We start from the raw sequence: 19624 nt of genomic DNA, 5'->3' as shown, positions 1-19624 counted from the left end.
AGCACGGTGCCGACGCTGAGCCGGTCGCCGCCCTGCTGACCACGCTCGCGCAGCCTTCCCTTCACCCCGCCCGGCGGGTGAGGAACGACTCGATTTCGGATGCCGCGGGGGCGGTAGCCGGGCCGGGTTTGGTCACCGCCAGGGCTGCTGCCGCGTTGGCGTGGTGGGCCGCTGCGCCTGGTTCGCGGCCGTGGGCGAGGTTGGCGATGAAGACACCCACGTGAGCGTCTCCGGCGCCGTTGGTGTCCACTGCGGACACCCGAAAACCGGGCACCCGCACCGGGTCCCGAACGCCGGTGGCCAGCACGCAGCCGTCCGGGCCGGTGCGCACCACGACTCCGCGGCAGCCTCGGTGCAGGAGGTCGAGCGCCGCCGTGGCGGCATCGGTGCGTCCGGTGAGCAACGTCGCCTCGCGGAGGTTGCAGCTCCACCAGTCGACCCTCCGCAGCGTCGCCGCGAGCACATCGGGGTCGATGTCGGCGACCAGCGGCCCTGGGTCGACGACCACCGGCACTCCCGGATCCAGCTCGTGCAGCCACTCCGCCAGCGCGGGCCCGCTGGCAGGTTGCGCCAGGCTGTAGCCGGAAACGTAGGCGAAATCCCCGTCCAGGACCGGCACGCGGGCGAGATCCGAGCGGCTCAGCGTCGCTTCCACGCCGAAGCTCGTGACGAACGTGCGCTCCCCCGCCGCGTCCACCAGCGCGACGTCGTACCCGGTGTCCTGGTCGGTGCGCACCGGTTGCAGCAACTCGATCCCGGCTTCGTCGAGCTGCTTGCGGACCAGGTCGCCCAGCGGACCCGTGCCGTGCAGGCCGCCGTGGGCGACCCGCATCCCCTGTCGCGCCGCCGCGACCATCACGTTGAACCCGCCGCCCGCCGTCATCCGGCTGGACGTCGCGAGCACGTCGCCGCCGCGCGGCGGCAGCTGCGGCACCGTCATCACCAGGTCGACCAGCACGTTGCCGAGGTGCACCAAGCGGCTCATCGCGTCGTCACCTTCCGGGCGTTGAAAGCGAGGTAGAGGATCGCGGCGACCGCGAACGCGGCCACCCAGCCGAGGCCGGTGCGGCCGAGCCAGGTTTCCGACAGCGGACCGGCGAACCACACATCACTGTCCGATGTGGACGCGGTGGTGAACAGCAGGCCGGTCGCGAACCCCGCCAGCCAGGACAGCGTCGCCGACCAGCGGACGCCGCCCCGGTACCAGTACCGGCTCGACGGTGTCGTGTCCAGCAGCGCCTGGTGATCGTAGGACCGGCGGAAGACCATGTCGACGAGGAAAACCGCCACCCACGCCGTGATCGGTGCGGCCAGCAGCGAGATGAACGTGATGAACGGCCCGTAGAAGTTCTTCGCGATGAGCATCAGGTAGATGCCGCCCGCCAGGATCAGCACCACGTCCAGCGACACCGCCAGAACCCGAGTGGTGCGCAGGCCGAGCGTGATCATGGTCAGGCCCGCCGAGTACACCGACAGGTGGTTGGACAGCAGCAGCCCGCCGAACGCCGCGAGCAGGTACGGAACCGCCATCCACGCCGGTAGCAGGGCCTGGATCGCCGAAACCGGGTCGGCGGCCGAGGCGAGCGCGGGATCCTCCGCCGACAGCACCGCACCGAGCCCGATGAGCAGCACCAGCGGGATTCCGGCGCCGGTCGACGCGGCCGCTACCAGACGTCCGCCGCGCACCGCGTGCGGCTGGTAGCGGGCCATGTCCGCACCGGCATTGGCCCAACCGATGCCCGTCCCGGCGGCGATCGTGCCGATGCCGACGATCATGCTGGTGGTCGGCGCGGCGGGCGCGGCGAACACCGCCGTCCAGTCCACCCTGGCCACCAGGAACGCCCCGACCAGGATGTTCAGCGCGCCGAACAGGTAGGTGGCCCACCGCTGGATCACCAGGATCGTGGCGTGGCCGAGACCCGAGACCAGCAGCGTCAACGCGACGAACACCAGGATGCACAGCACGGTCACGACCGCGTTCGCCTCGACCCCGAAGGCGATCGCCAGCAGCGCGAGCAGCGCGTAGGCGGCCGTCGTGGTGTTGATCGTTTCCCACCCGACCCTGGACAGCCACGAGATGAAGGTGGGACCCCAGTTGCCCCAGGGGCCGAACACCGCGCGCGAGAGGGTCATGCTCGGCGCGCCACCCCACTTGCCCGCCACGCTGACCAGCCCGACGAGCGCGAAGGACCCGAACGCGCCGATCACCGCGACCAGCAGCGCCTGCCACAGGTTCAGCCCTCGGAAGGCGACCAGCGTGGCGCCCAGCGGCAGCCCGAGGATCGAGATGTTCGCCGCGAACCAAACCCAGAACAACTCGCTGGGTTTGCCGCGCCGCTCGTCGTCCGGTACCGGTTCGATGCCCCGCGTTTCCACGGCACCGAGTGCGTTCGCCGGTCCCGTGCGCGATGAGGTGGTTGACATGGCGATGTGCCTCCCGTGTCGACAGCTAGCCCGTTGGGCGGAGTTTCAGTAGTTCGAGGGCGGTTTTTTCGATGGGTAGCTGGTTGACCTGGTGGATTTTGCGGATCGCTTCGTCCGGGAATGCGGCGCTGCCGTGGCACGCCCCCGCGATCGCGCCGACCATCGCGGCGATCGTGTCGCAGTCCCCGCCGAGCGAGGCGGCGAACCGGCAGGCCCGCCACGGATCGTCCGGCCAGACCGCCAGCACGGCGAACACGGCCGGTACCGATTCCTGGGTCGCCACGCTGGTGCCGACGAGCCTTTCGATCAGCTCGGCGGCTTCATCGGGGGCGGTCCCCTCGACCAGCCCGTGCGCCCACCCGAGCCGCGTGGCGACGTCACCCGCGGCCACCCAGTGTCCCTTGTGGACAGCCATGGCGGCCGCCTCCGCCGCGAGGCCAACGGCTTCCGCCACCCCGGCGCCCGCGATGCCAGCGCTGACCGCGGCCGCCACCGCCGCGGCACCGGCAAGTGCCACGCTGGTGCTGTGCGTCACCCAGCTCGCCTCGACGACGAGATCGACCAGTCCGGCGAGGTCATCGACCGGTGCCACGACACCCACCGGAGCGATCCGCATCGCCGCGCCGTTGGTCGTGCCGAAGCGGCCGGTCTCGTCGATCGGGGTGCCCGCGACGACGGCGTCCACCGCCCGCTTGGTCGACGGCCCGAGCAGGTCGAGCGAGCCGCGACGACGCATGTCCTGCTCCCACGCCAGCAACCGGTCCGCGAGGCGGCGCGCGTTGATGTGGCCGCCGCCTTCCAGGAGCAGGTCGGCCACGAGCATGGCCTGCTCGGTGTCGTCGGTGACCGAGCCCGCTGGCATGTTCGGCGCGATCGGCTGGTCCGGCGGGCCCGGCAGGAACCCGGTCAGTTCGCCGTAGCGGCTGAGGATCTCGTTGCGCGGCACGGATTGGGTGGGCATCCCCAGCGCATCACCGATGGCCAGGCCCAGCAGTGCGCCGCGCGCCCGCGGCGCACTGCTCACCGGTCACCGCCGAAGCTCTGGTGCAGCTGGAACCGGTCGGGATCCAGCAGGCTGTCCACGTGCTCGACGAACTCGCCCGCGTGGGTCCGGCCGAGCCGACGGGTTCGCAGCACCGAGCTTCCCGGGGCCCGGTCGAGCATGCGGGCTTCTTCGGGCAGCAGTTGGTGCAGCGCCGCCCACTGCTCGCCGCGCTCGACAACCAGGCCGACCGAGCGCAGCACCTCGAACAGCGACCGCTGGCCCAACCCGATTTCGGGCAGCCTCCGCAGCTCCCCGATCGCCGGAACGCGGCTGCGCTCGAAGGAGATCGGTGCGCCGTCGACGAGCTTGCGCACCCGGTCCACCGCGACGAACTCGTCATCGTCCACGCCGATGCGCTCGGCCAGTTCCGCGTCCTGGACCAGGTCCAGGCGAACCACGCAGACCTCGGTGCGCACGCCCTGCGCGGCGAGCGCGTGCGACCAGCCAGCGCGGTCGTCCAGCGATCGGCCGTCGAAATCGACGAACGAGCCCTTGCCGGAGTGCGTCGCGATCAGCCCCTGATCGCCCAGTTCGGACAGCGCGAGGCGAACCGTGTTCCGGCTGACCGCGAAGCGGGTGGCCAAGGCGTGCTCACCGGGCAGCCGCTCGCCGTGGCGCAATCGCCCGGCGCGGATGTCGGCGGCCAGTTCCGCCGCGATCAGCTGGTGCTTCAACCGAACCTGTCCAGACATGTCCAGCACAGTAGAACGTGCGGGCCGGTCTGGCAACAGCTCCGGGTTCGGAAGTCAGCGCTCCTCGGGACCGCGCCGCCCGGCGTAGGTCCGGCTGGCGTGTTCCACCACGGCGATCAGGACTTCCTTCGCCGACGACCGCTCGCGAGCGTCGCACAGCACGACCGGGGTGCCAGGGTCGAGGTCGAGCGCCGAGGCGACCTCCTCGACCCGGAACCGCCGGGCGCCCGCGAAGCAGTTGACCGCCACGATGAACGGGATCTCCCGGCGCTCGAAGTAGTCCACCGCCGCGAAGCAGTCCTGCAGGCGGCGGGTGTCGGCGAGCACGACCGCACCGAGCGCGCCCTGCGCGATGTCGTCCCAGAAGAACCAGAACCGGTCCTGTCCCGGCGTGCCGAACAGGTACAGCGCGAACTGGTCGTGCAGGGTGATCTTGCCGAAGTCCAACGCCACCGTCGTGGTGGTCTTCTGCTCCACCCCGGCGGTTTGGTCCACGCCCCGACCGGCCTCGGTGAGGTGCTCCTCGGTGCGCAACGGCCGGATCTCGCTCACGGCACCGACCATCGTCGTCTTGCCGACGCCGAAGCCACCGGCGATGAGGATCTTCAGCGCGACGATGGGCGGTGCCTCCGGCGGCCGGGTGTCAGAGCGCGCGGAGTCCATTGATCACTTCCCTCAGTACGGCCTCGCTGGGCAGTTCGCGCGGGGGCGTGGGTCGGTCGATCCGGAGGTGACCGGCGTCGAGCAGATCGTTGAGCAGGATCCGCACGACGCTCAGCGGCAGGTCGGACCGGGCGGCGATCTCGGCGACCGAAATCGGCCTGTTCCGGCTCAGATCGAGGATGCCCGCCTGTTCGGGGGTGAGCGTGATGTCCTGTTCGGGCAGGGTGTTGGCGATCACCAGCGCGATGATGTCCAGGAAGCCGCGCTGCGGTTGGGCGCGTCCCCTGGTCATCGCATACAGCCGCACCATCGGTCCCGCTTCGTCGTCGTACCAGTTCCGGCGGGACCCGTTCACGACCGCAGCGCCTTCCTACCCATCGGCTTCCGCCCTTCCACCGCACCGCACCGGCGCTGCTCTCCCGTTGGCCCGAGCCGTTCGGCCGGTCATCGTTCGGCTGATCATCGGTCGGCCGGTCATCGGTCGTCCGGCAAATCGCCGACGTGCGAGCGTTCGGCGGCGTACATGTGCTCGCCGACCTGGTTGATCAGCCGCGCCATCTCGTAGGCGACGAATCCGATGTCGGCGCCTGCCTCGGCGAACACCGTGAGGCAGGTCCCGCCGCCCGCGGCCACCACGAACAGGAAGCCGCCGTCGAGTTCGATCATGGTCTGCCGGACCGAGCCCGCATCGAAGTGCCGACCGGTGCCCTTGGCGAGGCTGTGCAACGCCGAGGCGACCGCGGCCAGGTGTTCGGCTTCTTCGCCGCTGATTCCCGAGGAAACCGCCATGGCCAGCCCGTCGTTGGACAGCAGCAGCGCGAGTCTGACCCTCGGCACGTTGTGGACCAACTCGTCCAGGAGCCAACTCAACTCCCCGGCGTGCTCGGTGGTGCCAAACATCAGTCCTCCCAAAAGCCTGTCCGTGCAATCGTTTTGCTCTGCGGTGCGAGTTGCGCGCCGGTTCACCGAAAGGCGTTCAGGCGTCCGGGGCACCGTCGCCCCGCGCCCCGCGCCCGCGGGCGAAGCCCTGCTGGACGGCGGTCATCATGCTGCGCGCCTGCTCTGGCGAGAGCTTCGCGCCGACGGCGTCGGCGGGTGCCTGGCCTCGGGAGTCCGCCTCCCGCAGTCCGGGTGCGAGGCTGGCCTGCCGGGTTCGGCGTGGCAGGCCATCGGCGGGCTGCTCGTCTGGTTCCTCGGTGGCGGCCGGGTTTTCGGGCACCACGACCTCGCCGGTGATCGCCACCGGTTCGGCCGGGTCCGGCCAGCTGGCCGCCTGCCGCCGCGTTGCTCTCGGCATCGCGGACGCCTGCGGAACCCTGGTGGGCAAGCGGGTCGCGACCGCCCTCTTGGGCAGCTGGACGAAGTCGTCGTCCAGCTCGGCAGCCGCATCCAGCCGCCGATCGTCCTGGTCGGGACGCCCGATACGCGGGTCGGTCGTGGTGAGGATCGACGCTGGCAGCAGCACCACGGCAGTCGTGCCGCCGTACGGCGAGCGGCGCAGCGACACGCTGATGTGCTGGCGGCTCGCCAACCGGCTCACCACGAACAGGCCCAGCCGATCGCTTTCGAAGAGCTCAAGCCGGTGCGAGTCGGAGATCAGCCGGTTGGCGTCGGCCATCCGCTCCGAACGCATGCCCAGCCCGCGGTCCTCGATCTCCACGACGAATCCGGTGCCGACCGGCTCGCCGTGCACCAGGACGGTGCTGCCGGGTGGGGAGAACGACGTCGCGTTCTCCACGAGTTCGGCGAACAGGTGGGTGAGATCCGAAACCGCTGAGCCGACCACGGAAAGCTCCGGCATCCGGTGCACCTCGACGCGCTCGAAGTCCTCGACCTCGGAGACCGCGGAGCGGACCAGGTCCATCAACGGCACCGGATGGCGCCAAGCCCGGCCGGGCGCGGCGCCGGACATGATGATCAGGCCCTCGGCGTGCCGACGCATCCGGGTCGCCAGGTGGTCGAGCCGGAACAGGTCTTCGAGCGTGGCCGGATCTTCGGTCCGGCGCTCCATCGCATCCAGCATGCTGAGCTGGCGGTGCACCAGGGACTGGTTGCGGCGAGCCAGGTTGACGAACACCCCGGAGACGCCGGTGAGCAGTTCGGCGCGTTCGGCCGCGGCCTGCAGCGCGGCGCGCTGCACCGCGTTCAGCGCCTCGCCGACCTGGCCGATCTCGCCCTCACCGGGCGCGACCACCGGAACGTCGGCGGCGATGTCGATCTTCTCGCCCGCGCGCAGCCTGCGCATGGCCTGCGGGAGCCGCCGGTCGGCCAGTTCCATCGCCGAGTCCCGCAGGCCGACCAGCTCGATCACCATGCCGCGACCGATCCGGACCGACACCACCAACGCCAGCAGCACGGCGAGCAGGCCGAGGACGACCGTCAGCGCAGCCTGCGTCAGCACCGCGCCGCTGGCCGCTGCCGCCTGCGCGGCGGTGGTGGCGCTCGCGTTGGCCCGCGTGGTCGACACGCTCTGCGCGAGCGGCTGCACCGCGCCGCGCCACTGGTCGGCGGAGAACGCGACGACGCCACCCGCGCCGCCATCGAGCAGCGCGTTCTGCATCGAGGTCAGCGACCGGAAGGACTCGTCGTTGACGAATTGCTGGTAGGCGGCCTGATCCGCTGGGTCGAGGTCGGGCAGCAAACTGCCGGTCAACGCCTGCTGACCGCCGAGTGCGGTGGCGAACGCCTGGTGCTGCTGCGGCGTCATGTTCCCGGCCGCCAGGATCGAGGTCACGACGGCGTCCTGGCGGGCGATCATCTCGCCGACCCGGCCGAGTTGCAGGACGACCCGCGCGGCGGACGCGGCTCGCCCGTCCTGGACGTTGGTCAGCGCCTCGTCCACCGCGAACGCGTCCTCGATCGCGGTCGTGTAGGCGCGGTAGGCGCCGTCGCAGTCGATCCGCCGGGCCACCAGGTCGGCATGATCGCCCTGCAACCGGTTGAGATCCGCGACGAGGACCTGGACGCGCTGGTCCACGTCCGGGGCGACGTTGGCGATGTCGGCTCGGGCCACGGTGACGCCATCGGCGAACGCGGCAGCGGCGGCGGCAGTGCGCGATCGCTGGGCGGCGATCGCCTGCTCACCGCCGCCTGGCGCGGCCAGGTGCTGCGCCACGGCGGTGCGCTCGGCCTGCAGGCCGTCGACGAGATCCGTGATCGGTCCGGCGAGTTTCCCGTTGAGCTCTTCGACCTGGTGCAGCGTCCACGCGCTCTGCACCGCCGAGACCGTGGCCAGCGCCCAAAGCGCCATCAGCGAGACGACGGGCACCGCGAGCAGCGCGACGGTTTTCGCGCGCACCGATTTCGGCCGCAACAGGCGCGGAAATGCGCGCGTGCGGGAATACCCAGGCATGCGTCCTCCATCCCGGAGGGAGTCGGAAAAAATTGGTGCGGGCCTATGACCCGCTAGCGGAAAAGCAGTTGATCGCGAATCACCTGGCGACCGGATCCACCTGCTTCTCATCGGCATTGCCCGCTCTTCGCGGCGCGTTCGGTGAAATCGCGACGAACGCCGACGTCAGGAACAAATACGAACCCAGCAGGACGGTGAGCGGAAAGATGAACTGCATCGGAGTCGCACCGTCGACCGGCGAATGCATCGAATGCAGACCGACGTGCACGGCGGCCATTCCGGTGTAGTGCATCGCGCTCACCGCGATGCCCATCACCAGCGAGGCGCCGAAGGCCGCCGCGGGGCCTCGGATGGCCAACGTCGCCCACAGCGCGGCGGTCGCGGCGACCACCGCGATGACCACCGACAGCGCGACCATCGCGGGGTTGTAGTCGACGGTGCCGGAAAGGTTCATCGCGGCCATGCCGACGTAGTGCATGGTGGCCACGCCGAGACCGGCGATCAGACCGCCGACGAGCACCGCGAGCACCTTGGAACGGCTGTAGCCGACCGCGAAGACGCCGATGCCGACGACCACGATGGCGACCAGCAGGCTCAGCACGGTCAGCGGAACGTCGTAGCGCACGTCGCTCCCGGTGACGCGGAAGCCGAGCATCGCGATGAAGTGCATCGTCCAGATGCCGGTGCCGATGGCGACGGCGCCGTTGATCAACCAGTTGCGCCGCGAGCGGCCGGTCTTGGCCAGCGCTCGCACCATGCAGCGCAAGCCGAGCGCGGCGCCCACGCAGGCCATGGCGTAGGACAGCACCGGCGTCAGCCAACCAAAGCCGAATTCCGTCATCGAGCCTATTTGACTCATCAGTTCCCAATAGCGCATAGATGGCACATGGCAAGAATCGGCCCGCATTGCCCCGGCCGTTCACGTTGCCCCGACAATACTCATCGAGATCATCCACCACAACCGTACTCCGGAGTAAGTTAGATCGCGTAACGAACCGTGCACGCACAGTCGACTATCTAATCGATATGGCACATTTAATTCGCACTTAAGTAACGCCTTCTAATTCGACACAAAGATCAACAAATCGCGAATTATTTGATCAGTGCACTGTGGACATACGTCGAAGGCTGCCCGGAGCGCGGCGCGGCGGTGGACTCGCGGACGATGAGTTCGTGCGTCGTGGCCCGGCGGCGCGGGCGCGCTGAGGGCGACTTCAAGGCGAGCAGCAGCGCCTGCTCCCCCATCTCGGTCATCGGCAACCGCACCGTGGTCAGCGCGGGCGAGAGGTGTTCGGCGACGGCCACATCGTCGAACCCCGCGACCGACATCTCCGCCGGTACCGCGATGCCGCGCGCCCGCAGCGCCGAAAGCACGCCGATCGCCATGTCGTCGTTGAGCGCGATCACCGCCGTCACTTCGGGATGCTCGTCCAGGATCCGCCGCATGGCCAGCGTGCCGCCGTCCCGCGTGAAAGCCGCCTCGACCACGGGCACGTCCGCCAGCGACAACCCGACCGCGCTCAGCGCCTGACCGGCACCGGTGAGCCGATCGGCCACCGTGGTCAGCGCCCGAGGTCCGACGACGAACGCGATCCGCCGATGTCCCAAGGAAAGGACGTGCTCGGTGATCGACCGGCCGCCTGCCGCGTTGTCCGGCAGCACCGCGTCGGTGCCGAGGTGGTGCCGCCCGATGACCGCGACCCGGCCGCCGGATTCCTGGAAGGCCTGCAGATCCCGCTTGACCGCCGACTGCATCCGCGCGTCCACGAACCCCGAACCGGCGATGACGATCGCGCGCACCCGGTTGGCGATCAGGGTGCGCACCTGGACGAGTTCGCTGTCCGGATCGCGGCCGGTGTGGCAGATCTGCACGGTCAACCCCTGCTGCGCGCCGACCCGCAGCACCCCGCTGGCGATCTCGGTGAAGTAGGGGTCGCCGATCTCGTGCACCAGCAGTCCGACGGTCGTGCTGGCACCACCGGCCAGCGTGCGGGCATGCACGTTGGCGACGTAGCCCATCTGCGCGGCGACTTCCCGAACCCGCTGGGCGATCTCGTCGCTGACACCCGCGGAGCCGGACAGCGCGCGCGAGGCCGCCGCGATCGAGACCCCGGCCCGCTCGGCGACGTCGACGAGCCGCAGCCGACCGCGCTGCTGTGCCATCCGAGTGCCTCCCCGCTGCCCGCCCGCCGGTCCGCGAACCGCTGCCACACATGATGCGCGGCGCCCCTTGCCGCCACCGGCCGTGGTCCCTATTCTGCCGTAAGCGCTTACGTAAGCGCTTACGGATGCTCCCAACGACGGGTGGATCATGAAAATTTCAAACGGTCTCCGACTCGGAGCACTCGTGACCAGCGCGGCCTTAGCGCTCACCGGTTGCCTCAGCTCGGGTTCCAGCGGCAACGACGACCGGATTCGGATCGGCATCTCACTCCCGCTGACCGGCGACTTCTCCGAGCCCGGCAAGGGCGTCCGCCGCGGCTACGAGGCGTGGGCCGACTACGTCAACTCGCGCGGCGGGCTGCTCGGCCGCCAGGTGGAGTTGGTGATCCTCGACGACCAGTCCAACGCCGACCGGGTCGCCGCCGACTACGAGAAGCTGATCAACCAGGACGGCGCGGACCTCGTCTTCGGCCCGTTCTCCACCCGCCTGGTGATCCCGGCCGCGCAGGTCGCCAAGGACTACGGCTTCCTGTTCGTCGAACCGGCGGGCGCCGCCGAAGAGGTGTTCAACCAGGGCTTCGACAACCTCTTCTACGCCGCGCCCGCGATCGCCGAGGACCACTACAACTACCTCGCCGAGGCGATCCTGGCGATGCCCCCCGACCAGCGACCGGAGACCGCCGCGTACGCGGCCATGGACGATCCGTTCGCGCAGGGCACCGCCTACGGCCTCAAGGAGAAGCTGGCGGCGGCTGGCATCCGCACCGTGGTCGACGAGGTCTACCCGCCCAACACCACCGATTTCGGGTCCATCGCGGCCAAGATCGCCGACTCGCGGGCGGAACTGGTGGTCGGCGGCACCCAGTACCAGGACGCGGTGAACCTGATCGTGGCGCTGCGCCAGCTGGGCTACCAGCCCGCGATGGCCGCCTTCTCGACCGCGCCGACGAACCCGGAGTTCCCCAGGGCGATCGGCGAGCAGACCGCGGGCATCCTCTCCCCCACCGGCTACACGCCGAAGGCGGCGTTCCCGTCCAACCAGGAGTTCGTCGCCCACTACACCAAGATGCACGGCACCGAACCCAACGAGGACGAGGCCAACGCCTGGACCACCGGGCAGGTGGTGGCCGCCGCCGTCCAGGCCGTCGGGTGCGCCGACCCGGATCCGGAGTGCCAGCGCAAGCTCATCGACTGGCTGCACAACAACGAGGTGGACACCGTGGTCGGCAAGCTCCGCTGGGACCAGACCGGCAAGCCGCAGGGCGCGCACCTGATCCAGCAGTACGTCGACGGCCGGATCCAGATCGTGCTGCCGGAAAGCGCCAAGGAAGCGAACCTGATCCATCCGAAGCCGACGTGGTGAGGTCGCGGTGAGACATCCTCTGTCAACCTCAGTTCTCCCGAACCGCACCTCAGGGGACCGTGACGCAAACCAGCCACAAGAAACGACGAAACGTGAGATCGGGCTGGACGTGACCACCACTGTGAATCGCGGGGAGGCGGCACAGTGAGCGGATCCCTGCTCCTGCAGAGCCTGGTGCTCGGCGTGCTGCTGGGTGGGCTCTACGCCCTGCTGGCGGCGGGCCTGACGCTGTACTTCGGGGTGATGCGCGTGGTGATGCTGGCGCACTCGGCGTTCCTGATCCTGGCCGCCTACCTCGCCTGGTTCTTCACCCTGCGAACCGGCTTGGATCCGCTGCTGTCGCTGGCGTTCACCGTCCCGCTGTTCTTCGGGCTCGGGGTGCTCATGCAGCGGCTGCTGATCTCCCGGCTGCGCCCGGCGACGCTGACGATGATGTCGGTGCTGCTGACCTTCTCGATCGCGCTGGTGATCGAGGGCATGCTCGGGTTCGCATTCAGCGGCACCCATCGACGGATCCAGCTGCCCTACTCCGGGGCCGACATCGTGCTGTTCGGCGCCAGCATTCCGGTCGTGAAGCTGATCGCCTTCGGCCTCGCCGGGGTGTCGCTGGCCGGGCTGTACCTGCTGCTGAAGATGACCCGGTTCGGCCACGCGCTGCGCGCCACGATCCAGCACCGGGCAGCGGCGCAACTGGTCGGCATCAACACCGACCGGATCGCCGGGTTCGGCTTCGGGCTCGGGCTGGCCACCGCCGCGATCGGGGGCACCGCGCTGGCGCTGGACTCCACGATCTACCCGTCGCTGCACTGGCACTGGATCGGCCCGCTGATGGCGATCATCGTGGTGGGCGGCCTCGGCAGCATCCCCGGTGCGGCGATCGCGGCCATGGCGCTCGGCCTGGGCCAGAGCCTGCTGCAGATCCCGCTCGGAACCACTTGGGCGCAAACGGTTTTCTACCTCGCGCTGTTCGCCACCTTGTTGCTGCGTCCCCAGGGATTCTTCGGAGGCCGACTTGCGCAGCGGTTCTGACGTGCCCACCTCGGTCCGGGCGGCGAAGCTGGCCGCGCTGCTGGCGCTGGCCGCGCTGGTGCTCGCCTTCCCCAGCCTGGCACCGGATGCGTTCATCCTGTCCGTCGGTGTGGTGATCATGAGCTACGCGGTGCTCGCCACGTCGTGGAACTTCGTCGGCGGCTTCACCGGCTACATCTCGCTGGGCCACGCCGCGTACTCCGGTCTCGGCGGCTACGCCACCGCACTGCTGATCCTGCGCGCCGAGCTGAACCCGTGGCTCGCGCTGCTGCTCGGCGGCCTGCTCGTGGCGCTGCTGGCGGTGCCGATCGGCATCGCGAGCCTGCGGGTGCGGGGCGCGTCGTTCGTCATCGTCTCGATCGCGTTGGTGCTGATCACGCTGCTGGTCTTCCAGAGCTGGGGATCGTTCACCGGCGGTTCCAACGGGTTGCGCGTGCCGCGGCCGTTCGGCGCGGACGTGCTCCGGCCCGAGCAGCACGAGCGGTTCTTCTACCTGCACGCCGCGCTGCTGGCGGTGGCGCTGCTGTGCTGGTGGGCGATCAACCGCTCCCGCTTCGGCACCGGGCTCAAAGCGATCCGGGAAGACGAGGACAAGGCGCAGTCGCTGGGCGTGCCGACGTTCGCCTACAAGCTGGTCGCGTTCGTCATCTCGGCGTTCTTCACCGCACTGGCCGGTGGCCTCTACGCCCTGTGGTTCGGATTCCTGGACCCGATCTTCCAGTTCTCCATCCTGGCCGGGTCGTACCTGGTGCTGATGAGCCTGCTCGGCGGTGTCCGGAGCCTGTTCGGGCCGCTGCTCGGCGCGGTGATCGTGGGCTACGCCGTGGAGTACTTCAAAGCCCAGTACGGCGACACGCAGTTCCACCTGGTCGCGATGGGTGTGCTGCTCGCGGCCGTGGTGCTGTTCATGCCCGACGGGATCATCCCGGCGCTGACCGACCTGGTGAACCGGTTCCGCCCGCGGGCGGCCTCGATCCGCGAGGTGAGCCAGGGCGAACTGGCCGAGCGGCGGCGCGCCGAAGCGGCCCCGGCCAAGGAGGAAGCGCACCGATGAAGCCCGTTCGCGGTCTGGAAACCACCGGACTGACCAAGTCCTTCGGCGGGGTGCGCGCGGTCGACGGCGCGAGCGTCGCCTTCCGGCACGGCAAGGTCAACGCGCTGATCGGCCCCAACGGATCGGGCAAGACCACCTTCTTCAACTGCGTCACCGGGATGATCCGGCCGGATTCGGGCACCGCGAGCTACCGGGGCGCGGACATCACCCGCAGGCCCCCGCACCGGATCGCCCGCCTGGGCATCGGCCGCAGCTTCCAGCTGTGCCGGATCTTCCCCCGGATGACCGTGCTGGAGAACCTGCTCGTCGCGGTCCGCCCGCAAACCCTGCTGGCCCAACTGGTCTCGGCCCGCCAACGCGGCGACGTGGACCGGGCGCGCGAGCTGCTGACCCGGGTCGGCATCGAGCACCTGGCCGACACCGAGGCCCGCGATCTCTCCTACGGCCAGCAGAAACTGCTCGAACTCGCGGGCGTGCTGATGGCCGAACCCGAGACGATCATGCTCGACGAACCGGCCGGTGGGGTGAACCCGGCGCTGATCGACCGGATCAGCGATCTGGTGCGGGCGCTCAACGCCGAGGGCAAGACCTTCCTGATCGTCGAGCACAACATGGATCTGGTGATGAGCCTGTCCGACCACGTCGTCGTCTTCGACCGCGGTCGGCCGATCGCCGAGGGAACGCCGGACGAGGTCCGCGACGACCCGCGAGTCCTGGAGGCATACCTTGGCAGCTGAGCAGCGGGGATCGGGCGAGCACCTGCTCGAACTCCTCGACGTCGAGGCCGGTTACGGCCGCGCGGCGCTGGTTCTGCGCGGCCTCACGGTGCGGGTGCCACCGGCCAGCGTGGTCTGCCTCGTCGGACCCAACGGTGCCGGGAAGTCCACTGTGCTCAAGGTGGCCAGCGGCATGCTCGCACCGCGCTCGGGGCGGATCCTCCTCGACGGCCAGGACGTCACGCACCGCCGCCCGCAGCAACTGCTCAAGGCGGGCCTGTCGCACGTGTTGCAGGGGCACAGCGTCTTCAAGGAGATGTCGGTGTCGGAGAACGTGCTGCTCGGCGCCTACACCCTGAAGGACAAGTCCGAGATCGCGGAGCGCGTCGACTTCGTCAAGCAGCTCTTCCCCGTCGTCGCCCAGCGGTGGGGATCGCTGGCGGGAGCGCTCTCGGGCGGGCAGCAGAAGCAGGTCGAGTTCGCCCGCTCGCTGATGGTCAGCCCGCGCGTGGTGCTGCTCGACGAGCCGTCGATGGGCCTGGATCCCAAGGCGACCGAAACCGTCTTCGAGCAGGTGGCCCGGATGCGCGACGCCGGAACCGCGGTGCTGCTGGTCGAGCAGAACGCCCGCCGCGCGCTGGAGACCGCCGATCTGGGCTGCGTCCTCGACCTCGGCCGGGTGCACATCGCCGGTCCGGCCGCCGAACTGCTCGAAGACCCGCAACTCGGCGAGCTCTACCTCGGCAACCGCCGCTCGTCGACCACCAAATCGTCCTGACGCCCGCTTTCCGACCCTGAAACGTTACGCGGATTGGGAGGTCCAATGAGCTCAACGCAAGCTCGACGACAGGCAAGCGGCGAAGCCGCTTTCTCTTTCCCCCCTACGCAGATGGACCACCCGCGGGTTCTCAGACGTCGCCTCGCGAGGACAGCCCCGACGCCGTGTATCGGACATACATAAGTCGGGGATCCCGCAGCCGAGGCGGCGTCTGAGGTTCCGCCAAGTGACCACTTACGCAAAACCACCCGCGTACATGCAAGGGGAGTCAGTCGAGTCATGCCAGATCACACGTACCGCATCCTGATGAACGGCGTCACCGGCCGGATGGGTTACCACCAGCACCTGCTGCGGTCGGTGCTGGCGATCCGCGACGAAGGCGGCATCGCCCTCGACGACGGCAGCCGGATCCAGGTCGAACCGGTCCTGGTGGGCCGCAACGCCGACAAGCTGGCCCGCATCGCCGACCAGCACGGGATCGCGGACTTCAGCACCGACCTCGACCGCCTGCTCGCCGAGGACGACGCCCAGATCTACTTCGACACCCAGGTCACCGGTGAGCGCAAGAAGGCGATCCTCAAGGCGATCGCCGCCGGGAAGCACATCTACACCGAGAAGCCAGTCGCGTCGTCGGTGGCCGAGGGCGTGGAGCTGGTGCAGGCGGCCGAGGCGCGCGGCATCGTCAACGGCGTGGTGCACGACAAGATCTTCCTGCCCGGTCTGCGGAAGCTGAAGCGGTTGGTGGACGCGGACTTCTTCGGCCGGATCCTGTCCGTGCGCGGCGAATTCGGCTACTGGGTCTTCGAAGGCGACGTGCTGCCCGCGCAGCGGCCGAGCTGGAACTACCGCGCCGAGGACGGCGGCGGTGTGGTGCTGGACATGTTCTGCCACTGGAACTACGTGCTGGAGAACCTCTTCGGCCCGGTCCGCTCGGTCATCGCGAAGGCCGTCACGCACATCCCCGAGCGCTGGGACGAGAACGGTCGCCGCTACGACGCCACGGCCGACGACGCGGCGTATGCGATCTTCGAGCTCGAAGGTGGCGTGATCGCCCAGGTCAACTCCTCCTGGGCGGTGCGGGTGGAACGCAAGGAACTGGTGGAGTTCCAGGTCGACGGCACGCACGGTTCGGCGGTCGCCGGGCTCTTCGGCTGCCGGGTGCAGCCGAGGGTGCGCACCCCGCGGCCGACGTGGAACCCCGACGAGCCGACCACCGAGGACTTCCGCGCCCAATGGGACGAAGTGCCGGACAACGCGGCGTTCGGCAACGGCTTCCGCACCCAGTGGGAGCAGTTCCTGCTGGACGTGCACCACGGCAGGCCGCACCGCTACGACTTCGCCGCCGGGGTGCGCGGCCTCCGGCTGGCCGACGCCGGGCTCACCTCCTCGGCCGAAGGCCGCCGCGTCGAACTCCCCGCTGGCGGCACGGCATGAGCGCGAGCATTCACCTGCCCGCGGCCGACGGCGGCTGGAGCGAGGTCGTGCTGCGGGAGCCCCGGCAGTGGAAGGAGCACCCGCGGCCCTACTCCTCGCGGGTCGCCTTCGCCGCCGCGCACGTGGCCGCCGATCCGCTCGGCGACAACACCCCTGGCTCGCCCGCGGCGGTGGACTGGGAGTCCACATTGGCCTTCCGCCGCGAGCTGTTCCGCTACGGCCTCGGCGTGGCGGAGGCGATGGACACCGCGCAGCGCAACATGGGCCTGGACTGGACATCGGTGCGGGAACTGGTCCGCCGCAGCGCCGAACAGGCCCGCGCGTTCGGCGCCCGGATCGCCTCCGGCGCCGGAACCGATCACCGCGACCAGCTCGACACCCTCGACGAGGTCATCGCGGCGTACGAGGAGCAGGTGGGTTTCGTGGAGTCCACCGGCTCGCAGGTGATCGTGATGGCCTCCCGCCACCTCGCCCGGATCGCCCGCAGCGCCGAGGACTACCGGCGGGTCTACGACGCGGTGCTGCGGCAGGTCGCCGAGCCGGTGATCCTGCACTGGCTCGGCGAGGTCTTCGACCCGCAGCTGGCCGGTTACTGGGGTTCCTCCGACGTGCCGACCGCGACCGGGTGCTTCCTCGACCTGGTCCGCGACCACGCCGAGAAGGTCGACGGGGTGAAGGTCTCACTGCTGTCGGCCGAACACGAACGCGGGCTGCGCGCCGCGCTACCGGCGGGGGTGCGGCTGTACACCGGTGACGACTTCAACTACCCGGAGCTGATCCGGGGCGACGGGCAGCACCATTCCGACGCCCTGCTCGGCGCCTTCTCCGCGGTCGCCCCGGCCGCGTCGGCGGCGCTGGCCGCGCTGGACGAGGGCGACCTCGCGACCTACGACGCCGAGATGGCGGCCACGCTCGCGCTGTCGCGACACGTGTTCAGCGCGCCCACCTTCTACTACAAGACCGGGATCGCCTTCATGGCTTGGCTGTGCGGGCACCAGCCCGGCTTCACGATGATCGGCGGCCTGCAGTCGGCGCGCAGCGCGGTGCACCTGGCGCGGGTCTTCGAGCTCGCCAACGAGGCGCGGTTGCTGCCGGATCCCGAGTTCGCCGCGCACCGGATGCGGTTGTGGTTGGCAGCGGCGGGGGCGGTGCGATGAGCGCGTTGCCCGCAACCGCGCGGAATCGCGATGTCCCCTCGGATGCCCCGGCCCGGGTGCCCACCCCGCGGCCCGGCGATCCGCGGCTGGCCCGGCTGTCGCTGAACCAGCGCACCACGGCCAACTGGTCGTTGCGCGAGGCGGTGGACGGCTGCGTGGCCGCCGGGATCGGCTCGATCGGCGTGTGGCGGGAGCCGGTCGCCGAGGTCGGTCTCGGCACCGCGGCCCGGATGGTCGGCGATGCCGGTCTGCGGGTTTCCTCGCTGTGCCGGGGCGGTTTCTTCACCGCGGCGGACCCGGACGCGCGGGCCGCTGCGCACCGCGACAACCTCGCCGCCCTCGACGAGGCGGCGGCGCTGGGCAGCGGTGTGCTGGTGCTCGTACCCGGTGGGCTGCCCCAGGGCGACCGCGACATCGCGGGTGCCCGGCTGCGCGTCGCGGAGGCGGTCGCGGCGTTGGTACCGCACGCCCGCGAGCGCGGCGTCCGGCTCGGCATCGAACCGATGCACCCGATCTTCGCCGCCGACCGGGGCGTGATCTCGACCCTCGCCCAGGCGCTGGACATCGCCGAAGGGCACCCGCCGGAAGTGGTCGGCGTCGTGGTCGACACCTTCCACGTGTGGTGGGAGCCCGGGGTGCTGGCGCAGATCGCCCGCGCCGAGGGGCGCATCGTCAGCTACCAGGTGTGCGACTGGATCACCCCGCTGCCCGCCGACAGCCTGCTCAGCCGGGGGATGGTCGGCGACGGTCACATCGACTTCGGCTCGCTCAGCCGTGCCGTCGCGGCCGCCGGATATCTCGGCGATGTGGAGGTCGAGATCTTCAACGCCGACGTCTGGGCCGCACCCGGCGCGGACGTGCTGGCCACCTCGGCCCGCCGCTACGTCGAATTCGTGCAACCGCACCTGTCCGCACCACCCGAGCGGGAGGGAATGTCCACATGAGACACCGCCGAAGGCTGGCCGCCGCACTGGCCGTCGGCCTGCTCGCGACCGCGACGGCCACCCCGGCCGCGGCCGCAGATGGCTTCCGGCCGCCGTTCGCGCTGGTGCGGCCACCGGCCACGGACCGGTTCTGGGACCCGCTGACCCCCGGGAAGTGGGAGTTCGCGAACCGCCAGGTGATCATGACCGAGCGCGGCGACGCACCGGAGGGCCCGCGCCGCCCGTTCGAGTACGCGATCGTCGACCGAGGCCCCGAGTTCGCGTCGTTGCGCTACACCGCCGAGGTCCGCATCGACGAACCGGTCAGCCGAAACGACCGCGACGTGGTCCTGATCTTCAACTACCAGTCCCCCACCCGCTTCTACTACGTGCACCTCTCGCAGGACAACACGATCTACCCGCACAACGGGATCTTCGTCGTCGACAACGCCGACCGCGAGCGCATCGACGACCAGTGGAACGGCACCACCGGTGCGCCGCCCGCGATCGACGACACCGACTGGCACGACGTGCGCCTGGACTACCGCGCATCGTCGGGCGAGATCGCGGTGTACGTGGACGGATCCGACGAACCCCTGATGACGGCGACGGACACCAGCTTCTCCGGCGGGCGGGTCGGCTTCGGCTCGTTCGACAACTACGGACGCGTCCGCGACGTGACCGTGGTCGGGACGACGGCCCGACCGGCAACCGGCACTTCTCCGTCGTGAGCCAGGTGGGCGGTTCCCCCGGAACCGCCTCGGCTTCGGCCAGCAATGCGAGACCGCAGTTCAGGCAGCGCTGCGCGCGAATTCCCGTGCCGGGCCTCGG

General features: G+C 70.0%; 19 protein-coding genes. 9 read left to right on the top strand and 10 right to left on the bottom strand.

The genetic code is table 11. From position 1 onward, the window contains the following. Positions 1–61: 61 nt before the first annotated feature. The 10 genes from ACTWQN_RS11730 to ACTWQN_RS11685 form a co-directional block, all read right to left on the bottom strand. Positions 62–985, bottom strand: coding sequence for a PfkB family carbohydrate kinase (locus ACTWQN_RS11730; protein WP_443203427.1), 924 nt, complete (start codon positions 983–985; stop codon positions 62–64). Then, on the bottom strand, positions 982–2424 hold the full coding sequence (locus ACTWQN_RS11725) for a purine-cytosine permease family protein (RefSeq protein ID WP_443203426.1): 1443 nt from the start codon (positions 2422–2424) through the stop codon (positions 982–984). The genes ACTWQN_RS11730 and ACTWQN_RS11725 overlap by 4 nt, the downstream gene beginning before the upstream one ends. A gap of 25 nt (positions 2425–2449) precedes the next feature. Beyond that, positions 2450–3448: an ADP-ribosylglycohydrolase family protein gene (locus ACTWQN_RS11720; RefSeq protein WP_443203425.1), complete on the bottom strand. Its 999-nt coding sequence runs from the start codon at positions 3446–3448 to the stop codon at positions 2450–2452. Beyond that, the gene (locus ACTWQN_RS11715; protein WP_443203424.1) at positions 3445–4161 is read right to left on the bottom strand and encodes a GntR family transcriptional regulator; all 717 of its coding nucleotides are present in this window, start codon (positions 4159–4161) and stop codon (positions 3445–3447) included. The genes ACTWQN_RS11720 and ACTWQN_RS11715 overlap by 4 nt, the downstream gene beginning before the upstream one ends. Positions 4162–4215: 54 nt before the next feature. Further along, positions 4216–4824, bottom strand: a complete 609-nt coding sequence (locus ACTWQN_RS11710; protein ID WP_443203423.1) for a GTP-binding protein — start codon at positions 4822–4824, stop codon at positions 4216–4218. Then, the gene (locus ACTWQN_RS11705; RefSeq protein ID WP_443203422.1) at positions 4805–5179 is read right to left on the bottom strand and encodes a DUF742 domain-containing protein; all 375 of its coding nucleotides are present in this window, start codon (positions 5177–5179) and stop codon (positions 4805–4807) included. The genes ACTWQN_RS11710 and ACTWQN_RS11705 overlap by 20 nt, the downstream gene beginning before the upstream one ends. Positions 5180–5298: 119 nt before the next feature. Next, positions 5299–5724, bottom strand: a complete 426-nt coding sequence (locus tag ACTWQN_RS11700; protein ID WP_443203421.1) for a roadblock/LC7 domain-containing protein — start codon at positions 5722–5724, stop codon at positions 5299–5301. A 76-nt stretch (positions 5725–5800) separates the two neighbouring features. Next, entirely contained in the window at positions 5801–8176 is a 2376-nt protein-coding gene (locus ACTWQN_RS11695) for a sensor histidine kinase (RefSeq protein WP_443203420.1), read from the bottom strand. 79 nt (positions 8177–8255) lie between these two features. Then, complete coding sequence (locus tag ACTWQN_RS11690; protein ID WP_443203419.1) at positions 8256–9017, bottom strand: MHYT domain-containing protein; 762 nt, start codon at positions 9015–9017, stop codon at positions 8256–8258. A gap of 251 nt (positions 9018–9268) precedes the next feature. Further along, positions 9269–10339, bottom strand: coding sequence for a LacI family DNA-binding transcriptional regulator (locus ACTWQN_RS11685; RefSeq protein WP_443203418.1), 1071 nt, complete (start codon positions 10337–10339; stop codon positions 9269–9271). A gap of 184 nt (positions 10340–10523) precedes the next feature. On the opposite strand from ACTWQN_RS11685, the gene ACTWQN_RS11680 reads away from it, so the two are divergent. The 9 genes from ACTWQN_RS11680 (at position 10524) to ACTWQN_RS11640 (ending at position 19524) form a co-directional block, all read left to right on the top strand. Continuing rightward, positions 10524–11702 (top strand): amino acid ABC transporter substrate-binding protein, encoded by a 1179-nt coding sequence (locus ACTWQN_RS11680; protein WP_443203417.1) that lies wholly within the window; start codon positions 10524–10526, stop codon positions 11700–11702. Positions 11703–11846: 144 nt separating this feature from the next. Then, positions 11847–12731, top strand: a complete 885-nt coding sequence (locus ACTWQN_RS11675; RefSeq protein WP_443203416.1) for a branched-chain amino acid ABC transporter permease — start codon at positions 11847–11849, stop codon at positions 12729–12731. Further along, positions 12715–13785 (top strand): branched-chain amino acid ABC transporter permease, encoded by a 1071-nt coding sequence (locus ACTWQN_RS11670; RefSeq protein ID WP_443203415.1) that lies wholly within the window; start codon positions 12715–12717, stop codon positions 13783–13785. Before ACTWQN_RS11675 ends, ACTWQN_RS11670 begins: the two co-directional genes overlap by 17 nt. After that, positions 13782–14522, top strand: a complete 741-nt coding sequence (locus tag ACTWQN_RS11665) for an ABC transporter ATP-binding protein (RefSeq protein WP_443203414.1) — start codon at positions 13782–13784, stop codon at positions 14520–14522. The genes ACTWQN_RS11670 and ACTWQN_RS11665 overlap by 4 nt, the downstream gene beginning before the upstream one ends. Then, complete coding sequence (locus ACTWQN_RS11660; RefSeq protein WP_443203413.1) at positions 14512–15279, top strand: ABC transporter ATP-binding protein; 768 nt, start codon at positions 14512–14514, stop codon at positions 15277–15279. The genes ACTWQN_RS11665 and ACTWQN_RS11660 overlap by 11 nt, the downstream gene beginning before the upstream one ends. Before the next feature lie 279 nt (positions 15280–15558). After that, entirely contained in the window at positions 15559–16713 is a 1155-nt protein-coding gene (locus tag ACTWQN_RS11655; protein WP_443203412.1) for a Gfo/Idh/MocA family protein, read from the top strand. Then, positions 16710–17870: a dihydrodipicolinate synthase family protein gene (locus tag ACTWQN_RS11650; RefSeq protein WP_443203411.1), complete on the top strand. Its 1161-nt coding sequence runs from the start codon at positions 16710–16712 to the stop codon at positions 17868–17870. Before ACTWQN_RS11655 ends, ACTWQN_RS11650 begins: the two co-directional genes overlap by 4 nt. Next, a complete protein-coding gene (locus tag ACTWQN_RS11645; protein WP_443203410.1) occupies positions 17867–18814 on the top strand; it encodes a sugar phosphate isomerase/epimerase family protein in 948 nt (315 codons plus the stop codon). The genes ACTWQN_RS11650 and ACTWQN_RS11645 overlap by 4 nt, the downstream gene beginning before the upstream one ends. After that, positions 18811–19524: a hypothetical protein gene (locus ACTWQN_RS11640; RefSeq protein ID WP_443203409.1), complete on the top strand. Its 714-nt coding sequence runs from the start codon at positions 18811–18813 to the stop codon at positions 19522–19524. Before ACTWQN_RS11645 ends, ACTWQN_RS11640 begins: the two co-directional genes overlap by 4 nt. Positions 19525–19624: the final 100 nt, after the last annotated feature.

Origin of the sequence: Saccharopolyspora antiqui, assembly GCF_052246905.1 — a bacterium.
In the GTDB taxonomy this organism is placed as follows: domain Bacteria; phylum Actinomycetota; class Actinomycetes; order Mycobacteriales; family Pseudonocardiaceae; genus Saccharopolyspora.
Note: the sequence above shows the minus strand (reverse complement) of the source record. Positions and strands in the feature narration are given on the sequence as shown.

What these genes read in the sequence shown, in the direction of transcription:
- ACTWQN_RS11730 (WP_443203427.1), bottom strand. Translation starts at nt 985, where the DNA reads ATGAGCCGCTTGGTGCACCTCGGCAACGTGCTGGTCGACCTGGTGATG.
- ACTWQN_RS11725 (WP_443203426.1), bottom strand. Translation starts at nt 2,424, where the DNA reads ATGTCAACCACCTCATCGCGCACGGGACCGGCGAACGCACTCGGTGCC.
- ACTWQN_RS11715 (WP_443203424.1), bottom strand. Translation starts at nt 4,161, where the DNA reads ATGTCTGGACAGGTTCGGTTGAAGCACCAGCTGATCGCGGCGGAACTG.
- ACTWQN_RS11710 (WP_443203423.1), bottom strand. Translation starts at nt 4,824, where the DNA reads ATGGACTCCGCGCGCTCTGACACCCGGCCGCCGGAGGCACCGCCCATC.
- ACTWQN_RS11700 (WP_443203421.1), bottom strand. Translation starts at nt 5,724, where the DNA reads ATGTTTGGCACCACCGAGCACGCCGGGGAGTTGAGTTGGCTCCTGGAC.
- ACTWQN_RS11695 (WP_443203420.1), bottom strand. Translation starts at nt 8,176, where the DNA reads ATGCCTGGGTATTCCCGCACGCGCGCATTTCCGCGCCTGTTGCGGCCG.
- ACTWQN_RS11690 (WP_443203419.1), bottom strand. Translation starts at nt 9,017, where the DNA reads ATGACGGAATTCGGCTTTGGTTGGCTGACGCCGGTGCTGTCCTACGCC.
- ACTWQN_RS11685 (WP_443203418.1), bottom strand. Translation starts at nt 10,339, where the DNA reads ATGGCACAGCAGCGCGGTCGGCTGCGGCTCGTCGACGTCGCCGAGCGG.
- ACTWQN_RS11665 (WP_443203414.1), top strand. Translation starts at nt 13,782, where the DNA reads ATGAAGCCCGTTCGCGGTCTGGAAACCACCGGACTGACCAAGTCCTTC.
- ACTWQN_RS11655 (WP_443203412.1), top strand. Translation starts at nt 15,559, where the DNA reads ATGCCAGATCACACGTACCGCATCCTGATGAACGGCGTCACCGGCCGG.
- ACTWQN_RS11650 (WP_443203411.1), top strand. Translation starts at nt 16,710, where the DNA reads ATGAGCGCGAGCATTCACCTGCCCGCGGCCGACGGCGGCTGGAGCGAG.
- ACTWQN_RS11645 (WP_443203410.1), top strand. Translation starts at nt 17,867, where the DNA reads ATGAGCGCGTTGCCCGCAACCGCGCGGAATCGCGATGTCCCCTCGGAT.
- ACTWQN_RS11640 (WP_443203409.1), top strand. Translation starts at nt 18,811, where the DNA reads ATGAGACACCGCCGAAGGCTGGCCGCCGCACTGGCCGTCGGCCTGCTC.